13 protein-coding genes are annotated in these 12518 nt (G+C 56.7%); 8 read left to right on the forward strand and 5 right to left on the reverse strand.

The window, feature by feature from the left end; genetic code table 11:
• Positions 1–29 precede the first annotated feature (29 nt).
• A complete protein-coding gene (gene alaE, locus EQV24_RS15020; RefSeq protein ID WP_013098416.1) occupies positions 30–479 on the reverse strand; it encodes an L-alanine exporter AlaE in 450 nt (149 codons plus the stop codon).
• A 479-nt stretch (positions 480–958) separates the two neighbouring features.
• On the opposite strand from alaE, the gene stpA reads away from it, so the two are divergent.
• A complete protein-coding gene (gene stpA / locus EQV24_RS15025) occupies positions 959–1363 on the forward strand; it encodes a DNA-binding protein StpA (protein ID WP_013098413.1) in 405 nt (134 codons plus the stop codon).
• Positions 1364–1401: 38 nt separating this feature from the next.
• Here stpA and EQV24_RS15030 read toward each other — a convergent pair whose 3' ends face one another.
• Both EQV24_RS15030 and EQV24_RS15035 read right to left on the reverse strand, forming a co-directional pair.
• A complete protein-coding gene (locus EQV24_RS15030; RefSeq protein WP_023621597.1) occupies positions 1402–1581 on the reverse strand; it encodes a hypothetical protein in 180 nt (59 codons plus the stop codon).
• Positions 1582–1660: 79 nt separating this feature from the next.
• Positions 1661–2182, reverse strand: a complete 522-nt coding sequence (locus EQV24_RS15035) for a rhodanese family protein (RefSeq protein WP_130626737.1) — start codon at positions 2180–2182, stop codon at positions 1661–1663.
• Positions 2183–2360: 178 nt separating this feature from the next.
• Here EQV24_RS15035 and EQV24_RS15040 point away from each other — a divergent pair, with 178 nt between their 5' ends.
• Positions 2361–2519: a YqaE/Pmp3 family membrane protein gene (locus tag EQV24_RS15040; protein WP_013098410.1), complete on the forward strand. Its 159-nt coding sequence runs from the start codon at positions 2361–2363 to the stop codon at positions 2517–2519.
• Here the strand turns inward: EQV24_RS15040 and EQV24_RS15045 are convergent.
• Positions 2516–3445 (reverse strand): LysR substrate-binding domain-containing protein, encoded by a 930-nt coding sequence (locus EQV24_RS15045; protein ID WP_020684930.1) that lies wholly within the window; start codon positions 3443–3445, stop codon positions 2516–2518. The genes EQV24_RS15040 and EQV24_RS15045 overlap by 4 nt on opposite strands.
• A 318-nt stretch (positions 3446–3763) precedes the next feature.
• On the opposite strand from EQV24_RS15045, the gene EQV24_RS15050 reads away from it, so the two are divergent.
• From EQV24_RS15050 to EQV24_RS15075, 6 genes are all read left to right on the forward strand, one after another.
• Positions 3764–4369 (forward strand): ankyrin repeat domain-containing protein, encoded by a 606-nt coding sequence (locus EQV24_RS15050; protein ID WP_130626738.1) that lies wholly within the window; start codon positions 3764–3766, stop codon positions 4367–4369.
• A gap of 106 nt (positions 4370–4475) precedes the next feature.
• Positions 4476–6017: an acyl-CoA synthetase FdrA gene (fdrA, locus tag EQV24_RS15055; protein WP_130626739.1), complete on the forward strand. Its 1542-nt coding sequence runs from the start codon at positions 4476–4478 to the stop codon at positions 6015–6017.
• The gene (locus EQV24_RS15060; RefSeq protein ID WP_207905509.1) at positions 6017–7432 is read left to right on the forward strand and encodes a DUF1116 domain-containing protein; all 1416 of its coding nucleotides are present in this window, start codon (positions 6017–6019) and stop codon (positions 7430–7432) included. The genes fdrA and EQV24_RS15060 overlap by 1 nt, the downstream gene beginning before the upstream one ends.
• 11 nt (positions 7433–7443) lie before the next feature.
• Positions 7444–9024: a hypothetical protein gene (locus EQV24_RS15065; protein WP_038986131.1), complete on the forward strand. Its 1581-nt coding sequence runs from the start codon at positions 7444–7446 to the stop codon at positions 9022–9024.
• On the forward strand, positions 9021–9977 hold the full coding sequence (locus EQV24_RS15070; RefSeq protein ID WP_130626741.1) for a carbamate kinase family protein: 957 nt from the start codon (positions 9021–9023) through the stop codon (positions 9975–9977). Before EQV24_RS15065 ends, EQV24_RS15070 begins: the two co-directional genes overlap by 4 nt.
• A gap of 1 nt (position 9978) precedes the next feature.
• Positions 9979–11358: an amidohydrolase family protein gene (locus tag EQV24_RS15075; RefSeq protein WP_013098403.1), complete on the forward strand. Its 1380-nt coding sequence runs from the start codon at positions 9979–9981 to the stop codon at positions 11356–11358.
• A gap of 95 nt (positions 11359–11453) precedes the next feature.
• Here the strand turns inward: EQV24_RS15075 and EQV24_RS15080 are convergent, their stop codons facing one another.
• Positions 11454–12374 (reverse strand): LysR substrate-binding domain-containing protein, encoded by a 921-nt coding sequence (locus EQV24_RS15080; protein ID WP_040023521.1) that lies wholly within the window; start codon positions 12372–12374, stop codon positions 11454–11456.
• Between the last annotated feature and the right edge of the window lie 144 nt (positions 12375–12518).

A 12518-nucleotide genomic window follows, 5' to 3' on the forward strand; every position in this document is an offset into this window, starting at 1 on the left:
TGCGACTGGCATACGCCAGTCGCTTCATATCAGGCTTTTGCCTGGCTGTACTGGCTGACCCTGAACAGGCGACGACAGTAGTCGAGGAAATAGCCATACACCGCGCCCATCAACATCGAAATCACGATATTTGAGCTCACCGCTGCGGCAATCTGATGCCAGTCTGCCCCCACCGTCAACAGGATCGCCACATACACCGGCGACTGAAACGTCACATAGGCCAGCACATCTGCCAGGTTTTTCATCCAGCCAGACGGGCTGATGCGGCGGGCGAAGCGCATTACGGCATCACGGTATAAGCCGTAAGGCCAGGCGATAATAATGTTCACCGGGATCGCTACCAGACGCGAAGAAAGTGACTGCTCGAAGGTCATTCCGGAGAGGAATATTTCAATCAGCATGTTCACGACGGAACAGTAGACAACCATCGCGAAAGTATCCGCTACCGCGTGGCGCAGGCGAGATTGCGGTGAGAACATGGCTGAGCTCCTTGAGACGCACAAAAGTAATGATCTTAGTGATTTGGGTTGGTTTGGTTGACGTGTATAGCGTATCCTTCTGGCTTTAAACTAACAACTAGTGTTAAATTTTTATTTATTCGCGTTTTTTCCACAAAATCCTCTAAAGATGATGGTTTTTTGCTCGCTTCGTTATTTTCTTTCTCGTCCTGTTTTTTGATGCGCAAAATCAACAAGTTGCTTGCAATGCGTGGGCGGCGACCGTGCGACACGCAGCGCGCAGCGTACCCTCCTGTGATTTGCCTTAAAACCGACCGTTTATGTTGTTATGAATGTTTATTAAAAGCAGCGCGACAACGCGATATACGGATAATATAAGCGGCGTCTTTAAAAATATTTACAATAATGACAAAAAGCGTCGATGGGTGGATATTATGTTTGAAATGAATTATTCTTCGCTTTGATTTTACGACTCACCACAAAAAAGGTTTTCAAATAATATGTCTTTGACGTTACAGAATCTTAATAATATCCGAACTCTGCGCGCCATGGCGCGTGAATTATCCCTGGACGTTCTTGAGGAAATGCTGGAAAAAGTCAGGGTCGTTGCTGAAGAGAAACGTAGTGAGCAGGCGGAATTAGAGCAACAGCGCGCTGAGCAGCAGGAAAAAATTAATGCTCTGCTGGAACGGATGAAAGCCGATGGTATTTCACCGTCCGATCTGCTGGGTGTAGAGCTGGCGCATGCGGGTAAATCGGCGAAAAAACGTAAGCCGCGTGAAGCAAAATATCGCTTTATTGACCAGAACGGTGAAGAGAAAACGTGGACCGGTCAGGGCCGCACGCCGAAGCCTATTGCCAATGCGCTGGAAAACGGCAAATCACTGGATGATTTTCTGATCTAATGCGTGAGCCGGGCGGAAGACTCCGCCCGGTTGTCTGTTTAGCAGACGCCAAAATCACCGTCTTCGGTGTACAGCGCAACATCCGCTGCTTTCAGGGTATATTTCTCGCCCTGCTCATTGCTGGCCTGAACGGCCACAATGCTATCCCCATTCACTTCGAGCACTTTCAGTTTCGGGCCGCCCTGACGCGGTTGCACATAATCACCGACAGAAAACATAGAACCTCCTCATCGTTTTAGCGATCTTCACTGTAGCCCACGTCACACGCCGGGTACAGCAGGGTTCATCGATTACTGCTTATGAGGTATGTCTGTTCCACGGCATCACCCTGAGCAGTCTTGCCATGCCGCAAAATCCGGTCAGGCCAGCAAACAGAAGCCCGGCCCCGACAAAACCGCTCAGCAGGAAGAAGCCGCTGGAGAGCGTATAGCCCAGCACCACGCCGCACAGAATCAGCAGCCCGGCAGCAATTTGCACCTGACGCATCAGCGGTAGCGGCTGGGATTTATCTTCTACGGTCGGTAGTCCGGCCTGTTTCCAGCCCTGAATACCGCCCTCGACCACGAAGGCCTGAGCAGGCGACGCCGCCAGGGCAAGACGTGCGGCATTGTTTGATGTTCTGGCCCCGGACTGGCAGTGAAAAATCACCGTTTCACCTGCCCCGGCGTTCAGTGCGCCGGGTAAGGTGTCCAGCGGCACGGACTGTGCGGCGGGAATATGCTCGCGGGCATATTCGTCAGGATCGCGAATATCAATCAGCTTTGCGCCGTCATCAATAAGCGCGTTTGCCTGCTGTGGCGTAATCAGAGGAAGAGACATGGTGTTTCCTTACGGTCGTGTTTTATGTAGTAGAGCATTTAAAGAAGGATTTAAGCCAGTGTAAAGAGGGTAAAGGCTGGTAAAAGCGTGCCAGCCGAATGGCAGTTACCCGTAAACTGGCTACGCTTAGAGATGTCTCTTTTATAATTTTCAATTGGTTAGCTTGCACGGAGTCTTTATGGGTTTTTGGCGTGTTGTTTTTACGATTATTCTCCCGCCGCTGGGCGTACTGCTTGGCAAGGGACTGGGCTGGGCGTTTATCCTGAATATCCTTCTGACCATACTGGGCTACTTCCCTGGACTTATCCACGCGTTTTGGGTTCAGACAAGAAACTAGGTGCGCCACAGTAAGTCGCTGTAGATCCCGGTCAGTACGCCCTGCGGGCCGAACTGCTGTTTGATCCAGCGCGTGACCTGGCCGGTCGCCGCATGCTGCGTGGCAAGCAGCATGCGCGAATCCTGACGCGGGTTATTGATGCGTCGTGTCACCAGCAGCCCGTCCGCTACGGCCTCCCGGGCCATGTATTCCGGTAAAAAACCGATCCCTTCCCCCAGAATCTGACACTGGCATTTGGTGTTAAAATCCGGCACCAGAATCGCCTCCTGCCCGTGCAGCAGCCAGCCGACCTTCTTATTAATGGTGTGCGCGGTGTCCTCCACCATGATGTTCGGGTAGAGGCGCAGCTGGCTTTCCGCGATCGGTTCCGGGACAAACGCCAGCGGGTGTTCCGGCGCGATGGCGAATACCCAGCGAATAGCGCCAATCTCCGTGTAATCAATGCCGCCGCCGTCAAGAAGCGTATCCGGCGCGCCAATCGCGATATTGGCCTGGTTATTGATGATTGAGTCCCAGACGCCGTTATAGACCTCCGTGGTGACGGTGATCTGGCAGGTGGGAAACTGCTTTTTCAGCACCTGCAGCAGCCGCGCGGTATGACGTGGGGTATACAAAAGCTGATTGATGCAGATGCGTACCCGCGCCTCGATGCCCTGAGAGATGGTGTCTATCCCACGCCTGATAGCATAGAAATCGTTCAGCAGATCGGTAGCCTTGCGGTAAAAGTAAAAGCCGGACTCGGTCAGCTCGATGCTGCGGGTGTTACGCACAAACAGCACCACGTCCAGCCCGGTCTCCATACGTTTGATGGTGTAACTGATGGCCGACGTGGTCACACCCAGCTCGGCGGCGGCTTTGCTGAAACTGCCAAAACGCGCCGCCGTGGTGAAGGCCAGCAGATTCTCTTCAGTAAAGATGGAATTCATATTACGGCTCCGGGTTACCATCAGTTTTGAACATATTTTAACAGCGGCGCAACAACGCATTTGACGGCGGTCACAGTTCTGATGTTTAGCTACAGGCCTTGTTATGCAAGGCTTCTTTGGTCATAAGCAAAATGCCGTGAATGGCCTGAAAAAACGCTCACCCATAAGAAAAAGGTTGCACAGACGCACGTTTTGGCTGAACCGTTGAATTTAACTCAACAATGAATTGACTGTCGATGAATGATTTTTAAGCGGATTCTTTTCTGAAAGGGCTGTTGCTATTCTCAGGTCATCAGCAACACACCATCGGGAGTCTGTATGTCTGCGAACGAACTTGTGACGGAATTTTTACTGGCGGCAGAGCAGGGTAATGTCGACGCGCTAAAAGCCTGCCTTGAGAAAGGTGTCGATATTAACGCCACCAACCGTCAGAAAAGAACCGCCATTGTTATTGCCAGCCTGAAAAAACATTACCCCTGTGTCGCGTTATTAATTGACGCCGGTGCGGATATAGATAAACAGGACCAGACCTGTTTTAACCCCTTCCTGATCAGCTGCCTGACCAATGATTTAACCCTGCTGCGGCTTGTTCTGCCCGCCAACCCGGATCTGGACCGCCTGACGCGCTTCGGCGGAGTGGGGATTACGCCCGCCAGTGAGAAAGGACATGTGGAGATTGTCCGCGAGCTGCTGGAAAAGACCGATATCAACGTTAATCACACCAACTTCGTCGGCTGGACGCCGCTGCTGGAAGCCATTGTCCTGAATGACGGCGGCCCGAAACAGCAGGCGATCGTGAAGCTGCTGCTGGACCACGGTGCGAATCCGCACATGACCGATAAATACGGTAAAACCCCGCTCGAACTGGCGCGGGAAAAAGGCTACCACGCGATAGCTGATCTGCTGCTGGTGGCGGGCGCGTAATTTATTCGGCCAGCCTGTTTCCGGCTGGCCCCCATTTCAAACGTATTTTTCCGACGTGCATTTTGCACGACGGCGGCCCCCTTTTATCCGCATTCAGGAGAAAATAATGCCCACAAAAATCGTGATTAAAAAGAACACGTATTTTGACTCCGTCTCATTAATGTCCGTTTCCACCAAAGCCAATAAATTGCCGGGCGTTGAGCAGGCCTTTGTAGCGATGGCGACGGAAATGAACAAAGGCGTATTAAAAAATCTCGGGCTGTTAACGCCGGAATTAGAGGATGCGAAAAACGGCGATCTGATGATCGTCATTAAAGGCGACGCGGCCAATGATGAAACCCTGGCGGCGATAGAAGCGTTATTCACCCGAATAGAGAGCGCGAGCACCCATGAAGCACGCTACGCGACTCTGGCCAGTGCGAAAGCCCACCGTCCCGACAGTAACCTGGCGGTGATTTCAGTAAACGGCATGTTTGCGGCACGCGAAGCGCGCAAGGCGCTTGAAAACGATCTCAACGTGATGCTCTTTTCCGATAACGTATCCCTCGACGATGAGCTGGCACTCAAGCAGCTGGCGCATCAGAAAGGGCTGCTGATGATGGGGCCAGACTGCGGCACTGCCATCATCAACGGCGCAGGACTGTGCTTCGCCAACGCCGTACGCCGCGGGTCGATAGGCATTGTCGGGGCGTCCGGCACCGGTAGCCAGGAGCTGAGTGTGCGTATTCATGAATTTGGCGGCGGGGTATCGCAGCTGATTGGCACCGGCGGGCGCGATCTCAGTGAAAAAATCGGTGGTCTGATGATGCTCGACGCCATCGACATGCTGGAGGCCGACGATGCCACCCAGGTCATCGCGCTGATCTCCAAACCGCCAGCGCCAGCGGTGGCAGAAAAGGTGCTGGCGCGTGCCCGGGCCTGTCGCAAACCGGTCATCGCCTGCTTCCTTGGACGCAACGAACCGCCCGCCGATGAAGACGGTCTGCAGTTCGCCCGCGGCACCAAAGAGGCGGCCCTGAAGGCCGTGCTGCTCACCGGTATCAACAAAGCGTCCCTTAACCTGCATCCGCTCAACTGGCCCCTGATTGAAGAGGTGCGCGCCCGTCTCACTCCGCAGCAGAAATACATTCGCGGTCTGTTCTGTGGCGGCACCCTGTGTGATGAAGCGATGTTCGCCGCGCTTGAGAAGTACGACGACGTCTACAGCAACATTCAGCCCGATCCGGCGAAACGCCTGCGCGACATTAACGTCAGCCAGGCTCACACCTTCCTCGATTTTGGGGATGACGATTTCACCAACGGCAAACCGCACCCGATGATCGACCCGACCAACCGCATCAGCCGCCTGCTGCAGGAGGCGCGCGATCCGGAAGTGGGCGTAATTGTGATGGACTTCGTGCTGGGCTTTGGCGCGCATGAGGATCCGGTCGGCGTGATGCTCGATGCCATTAAAGAGGCGCAGGCGATTGCGAAAGCCGATAACCGTCCGCTGGAGATCCTCGGCTACGTGTTGGGCACCGACCAGGATCCTCAGTCGCTGGCGCAGCAGTGTCAGCTTTTGACCGATGCCGGCGTGATCTGGGCCAGCAGCAGTACTAACACCGGATTACTGGCACGCGAATTTGTCTGCAAAGGGGAGAACGCCTGATGACCACCTTATTCAACCAACCGCTGAACGTCATTAACGTCGGTATTGCGCTGTTCAGTGACGATCTTAAAAAACAGCACGTCCCCGTCACCCAACTCGACTGGGCACCGCCGGGGCAGGGCAATATGCAGATCGTCGAAGCGCTCGACCAGCTGGCCGCGGAGCCGCTGGCAGAGAAGATCGCTGCCGCCAACAAGATTGCGCTGGAGCGCATCATTCAGTCCCACCCGGTGCTGGTGGGGTACGACCAGGCGATTAACGTTGTGCCGGGGATGACCCGTACCACCATTCTGCATGCCGGTCCTCCGGTGAGCTGGGAAAATATGTGTGGCGCGATGAAAGGCGCGGTCACCGGCGCGCTGGTGTTTGAAGGGCTGGCGAACGATCTGGAGGAGGCGGCAAGGCTGGCGGCTTCAGGCGACATCACCTTCTCGCCGTGCCACGAGCACGACTGCGTGGGCTCGATGGCTGGCGTCACCTCCGCGTCGATGTTTATGCATATCGTTGAGAACAAAACCTACGGCAACCGCGCCTACACCAACCTCAGCGAGCAGATGGCGAAGATCCTGCGCATGGGCGCCAACGACCAGAGCGTCATTGACCGTCTGAACTGGATGCGCGACGTGCTTGGCCCGATGCTGCGCGACGCCATGAAGATTATCGGCGAAATCGATCTGCGCCTGATGCTGGCTCAGGCGCTGCACATGGGTGACGAATGCCACAACCGCAACAACGCGGGCACCACACTGCTGATCCAGGCGCTGACGCCGGGGGTGATCCAGGCGGGCTATCCGGTGGCGCAGCAGCGCGAGGTATTTGAGTTTGTCGCCAGCAGCGACTACTTCTCCGGCCCGACGTGGATGGCGATGTGTAAGGCCGCGCTGGACGCCGCCCACGGCATTGAGTACAGCACCGTGGTCACCACCATGGCGCGTAACGGTTACGAGTTTGGTCTGCGCATTTCCGGCCTGCCGGGGCAGTGGTTCACCGGCCCGGCGCAGCAGGTGATTGGACCGATGTTCGCAGGTTACAAGCCGGAAGACTCCGGGCTGGATATCGGCGACAGCGCCATCACGGAAACCTACGGTATCGGTGGCTTTGCGATGGCGACGGCCCCGGCGATTGTCGCGCTGGTGGGCGGCACGGTGGAAGAAGCCATCGACTTCTCCCGCCAGATGCGCGAAATCACCCTCGGTGAAAACCCGAACGTCACCATTCCGCTGCTGTCGTTTATGGGCATTCCAACCGCCATCGACATCACCCGAGTCGCAGGCAGCGGCATTCTGCCGGTTATCAATACCGCCATTGCCCACAAAGACGCCGGTATTGGCATGATTGGCGCGGGCATTGTGCACCCGCCGTTTAGCTGTTTTGAAAAGGCGCTGTTGACCTTCCGCGATCGCTACTTTTTATAAGGCAAGCATCCATGAAAAACATGAAACTGGAGTGGAAAAGAGGTGACTGGGCGGCATATTTCGGGTTGATGACCAACAACCTGACCAATTTGCTAACCATGATGGGGTTGCTCATTTTTGTCGTCGGCATCCCGAAGGAGATTGTTTATGGACGCATCGCGCCGGCCTTCGGGCTGGCGGTGCTGGTGGCGAGCGTCTGCTACGCGTGGTTTGGCCTGCAGATGGCGCGCGCCACCGGACGAACGGACGTCACCGCGCTGCCGTCTGGCCCGAGCGCGCCGTCGATTTTTACCGTCACCTTTCTGGTCCTGATGCCGGTCTACCAGCAAACCGGTGACGCGGATTTTGCCATTCAGATCGGTCTGGTGTGGTGCTTTGTCGAGGCGATGATTCTGGCGGGCGGCTCTTTCCTGGGGGAGACCATCCGCAAGATGATCCCGCGTACCGTGCTGCTCTCGTGTCTGTCGGGCCTGGGCCTGCTGTTGCTGGCGATGAACCCGATGCTGCAGGCGTTTGAAGCGCCCACCGTGTCGTTCATTGTGCTGCTGCTGATCTTCATTAACTGGTTCGGCAAAAAACCGATCTTCGCCAGGATCCCGACCGGTCTGCTGTTGTTGATTGCTGGCACGGTGTTAGCGTGGATCTCCGGCCTGCAAAGCCCGGAGGCAATCAAAGCCTCGATGTCCTCTTTCGGCTTTAACCCGCCCGAAGTCCATGTAGAAGGTTTCCTGCAGGGCTTGCCGCACGCGCTGCCGTACCTGGCGTCTGCCGTGCCGCTGGGGCTGGCGAACTACATCTTCGACCTGGAAAACATTGAAAGCGCCCACGCGGCGGGAGACGAGTACCCGACCCGCAAGGTAATGCTGGCGAACGGCCTGGCCTCCATGCTCGGCTGCCTGATGGGCAATCCGTTCCCGGTGACGGTCTATGTGGGTCATGCGGGCTGGAAAGCGATGGGCGCCAGCATCGGCTACACGTTGGCCTCCGGCGTGACCATGTTTATCGTGCCGCTGTTCGGGCTGGGGGCGTTTATGCTCGCCATCATCCCGATGACCGCCATCGTGCCGATCCTGGTGTTTATCGGCGTTGTCACCGCCAACCAGGTGGTGAGGGAAACGCCCAAAGTGGAGGTGCCCGTGATTTTCATCTGCCTGTTCCCGTGGATCGCCAACTGGGCGTTGACCATGATGAACAGCGTGATGGGCGCGGCGGGCACCAGCGCGGCGAAAATCGGCACCGACGTGCTGCACAGTAAAGGGATCTACTACGAGGGGCTGGTGCATCTGGGCAGTGGCGCACCGCTCGCCAGCATGCTGTGGGGCTGCATCGCCATCTTCGCCATTATCAACAAACCGCTGCGCGGGGCCGTTGCCGCCGGCGGTGGCGCGCTGTTGGCGCTGTTTGGCGTGATCCACGCCCCGGTGGTGGGCTTTGCCGAAGGCAGTTCGCTGATGTTTGTGATCGCGTATCTGATGATGGGCGGCATGTTTGTGGTGAAGCATGTGCTGGATATCTCTGTTAATCCCCCTCTCCCTGTGGGAGAGGGCCGGGGTGAGGGCACCAGAACGCACCTTCTAAAGGAAACAAAATGAAAGAGCTTATGGTCGTCGCCATCGGCGGCAACAGCATTATCAAAGATAACGCCAGCCAGTCGGTTGAACATCAGGCGCAGGCGGTAAAGGCGGTGGCAGAGTCGGTGCTGGAGATGCTGGCCTCGGACTATGACATCGTGCTTACCCACGGCAACGGCCCCCAGGTGGGGCTGGATCTCCGCCGCGCCGAAATTGCTCACGAGCGGGAGGGTCTGCCGCTCACGCCGCTGGCAAACTGCGTGGCGGACACCCAGGGCGGGATCGGCTACCTGATCCAGCAGGCGATTAACAACCGCCTGTCTGCGCGCGGTGAGCAAAAAGCGGTCACCGTCGTCACTCAGGTGGAGGTGGATAAAAACGATCCGGGCTTTAGCCACCCGACCAAGCCCATCGGCGCGTTCTTCAGCGAAGCGCAGCGCGATGAACTGCAGCAGGCGCATCCGGACTGGCACTTTGTTGAGGATTCTGGCCGGGGCTATCGTCGCGTGGTGGCGTCGCCGCAGCCGTTACGCATTGTTGAAGCCGATGCCATCAAGACCCTGACGCAAAAAGGCTTTGTGGTGATTGGCGCGGGCGGCGGCGGTATTCCGGTGGTGCGCACGGAGCAGGGCGATTACCAGAGCGTTGACGCGGTGATTGATAAAGATCTCTCCACCGCGCTGCTGGCGCGCGAGATCCGCGCCGACGTGCTGGTGATCACCACCGGGGTCGAAAAAGTGTGCATCCACTTTGGCAAGCCGAACCAGCAGGCGCTGGACACGGTGAGCGTGGCGCAGATGACCCGTTACAAAGACGAGGGCCATTTCCCGGCGGGCAGCATGCTGCCCAAAATCGTCGCCTCGCTGGAATTTTTACGCCATGGCGGCAAGCGCGTGATCATCACCTCGCCAGATTGCCTGCCCGCCGCGCTACGCGGGGAAACCGGTACCCATATTGTTAATGAAGGAAGATAAGATGAGTGAAAATAAAAGCCGCCGTGAATTCATCAGCCAGAGCGGCAAAATGGTCACCGCCTGCGCGCTGTTTGGCGCGACCGGCTCCGTCGCGTATGCTGCCGATTCCGCAAAACCAACCTGCGAGACGGGCAAACCGATGAACATCACCGCTAAACACTACTACCTGGACAACGTGCTGCTGGAGGCCGGATTTAACGTCGACGGCGGCGTGGCGACGAGCACCCGCACCGAGCTGAAAACGCTGGAGATCAAAGACGGGAAAATTGTCGCCCTGCGCGATAACAAAAGTCACGCGGACGCCACCCTGCCGCACTATGACGCAGGCGGCAAGCTGATGCTCCCGGCGATGCGCGATATGCACATTCACCTGGATAAAACCTTCTACGGCGGCCCGTGGCGTTCGCTCAACCGCCCGGCGGGTACAACCATTCAGGATATGATCCGCCTTGAGCAGAAGCTGCTCCCCGAACTCCAGCCTTATACCCAGGAGCGCGCCGAAAAGCTGATCGATTTGATCCAGTCGAAAGGCTCCACCCTCGCCCGCAGCCACTGCAATATTGAGCCAGTCTCGGGCCTGAAGAATCTCGAGAACCTGCAGGCGGTGCTGGCGCGTCGCAAGCCCGGATTTGACTGCGAGATCGTGGCGTTTCCACAGCATGGCCTGCTGCTGTCGAATTCCGAAAAGCTGATGCGCGAGGCGATGCAGGCCGGGGCGCACTACGTGGGCGGGCTGGACCCAACCAACGTTGACGGGGCGATGGAGAAATCTCTCGACACCATGTTCCAGATTGCGCTGGATTACGACAAAGGGGTGGATATTCACCTGCACGAAACCAGCCCGGCGGGCGTGGCGGCGGTGAACTACATGGTCGAAACCGTGGAGAAAACCCCGCAACTGAAGGGCAAACTGACCATCAGCCACGCCTTTGCGCTGGCCACGCTCAACGAGCAGCAGGTGGACGAGATTGCCACCCGCATGGCGGCGCAGCAGGTGACTATCGCCTCCACCGTGCCGATTGGCACCCTGCATATGCCGCTGAAGCAGCTGCGCGATAAAGGCGTGTTTGTCATGACGGGCACCGACAGCGTGATCGACCACTGGTCGCCGTACGGCCTGGGGGACATGCTGGAAAAAGCGAATCTCTACGCCCAGCTCTATATCCGCCCTAATGAGCAGACGCTGTCCCGCGCTTTAGGTATTGCGACCGGTGACGTACTGCCGCTGAACGACAAAGGTGAACGCGTCTGGCCGAAAGCGCAGGACGACGCCAGCTTTGTGCTGGTGGACGCCTCCTGTTCCGCCGAGGCGGTGGCGCGCATTTCACCGCGCACCGCGACCTTCCATAAGGGGAACCTTGTCTGGGGCACGGTGGGTTAATGTGCATTTCTCCCTCTCCCGGTGGGAGAGGGTTGGGGTGAGGGCAACAGGCCGCAGATTTTGTAGGTCGGGTAAGGCGAAGCCGCCACCCGACGTTACAGATGATAACCCGACAGCCGCAGCTCCCGGTCAATCCACTCAACGAACTGCTGGATCTTCCACGCGCGTTCATGCATATGCGGCATTACCAGATGATGTGCGTTAATAGCGATCCCCATCTCATCCGGCAGTACCTGCACCAGTGAGCCATCTTTCAGGTGGTCTGTCGCCATCATTTTGCTCTCAAGGATAAATCCCAGCCCCATGCGCGCCGCTTCAAAGCTCATATAGGAGCGGTCAAAGCTGAGGCTGAAGTTGAGCCAGGGCCTGTCGATATTGTGCCAGGCGAACCATTTTTCCCAGTTCACCAGAGTGCTGGTGGACGAGATGAGTGACTGTTGCAGCAGATCGGTGGGTGTGTTGATGGGGTGTTTTTGCGCATACTCCGGCGAGGCCAGCACCACCAGCGTGTCGTTTTTTATGGTCATCACCCGGTAAGCATCCCAGTCCGGGATACCGTGGCGGATATCAATATCAATATTATCTCTGGCGAATTGCAGATTCTCATAGGAGCAGGTGAGATTGATGGTGATATCGGGATATTCGGCGCGAAACTTACCCAGGCGGCGCAACAGCCATGACAACCCGAAGGTGGGCGAGGAGTGCACCCGAAGCACGGCGTTATCTTTCTCTTTGACGATCTGATCGGTGGCGCGTCCGATGGCGCTCATCGCCGCCGAGACCTCCCGCAGATATTTTTCTCCCGTTGGGGTGAGCTGAACCCCTTTGCCGCTGCGGATGAATAATTTCTTGCCCATCCACGACTCCAGCGACGCGATCTGATGGCTGACCGCAGAGGGGGTGACGTTGAGCTGTTCGGCCGCCTGATGGATGCTCAATGCGTTAGCGACGGCGATGAATGCCTGCAAATTTCTGAGCGAGGGCAGTGATAACGTCTGGCGATCCTGCGCGGACATAGCCTACTCCTGTCATGTTTATTGATAAAAAACATAACATTGAGACGACATGCGGGCAATTTTATCCCGATGTTATTTTTTTGAGCTGTATCGCGAATCAAATTTATCTCAGCAATAAATGAGGTTTATTGAATGGTGTTTCAT

The organism is Enterobacter sp. A8 (assembly GCF_004296595.1).
GTDB lineage: Bacteria > Pseudomonadota > Gammaproteobacteria > Enterobacterales > Enterobacteriaceae > Enterobacter > Enterobacter cloacae.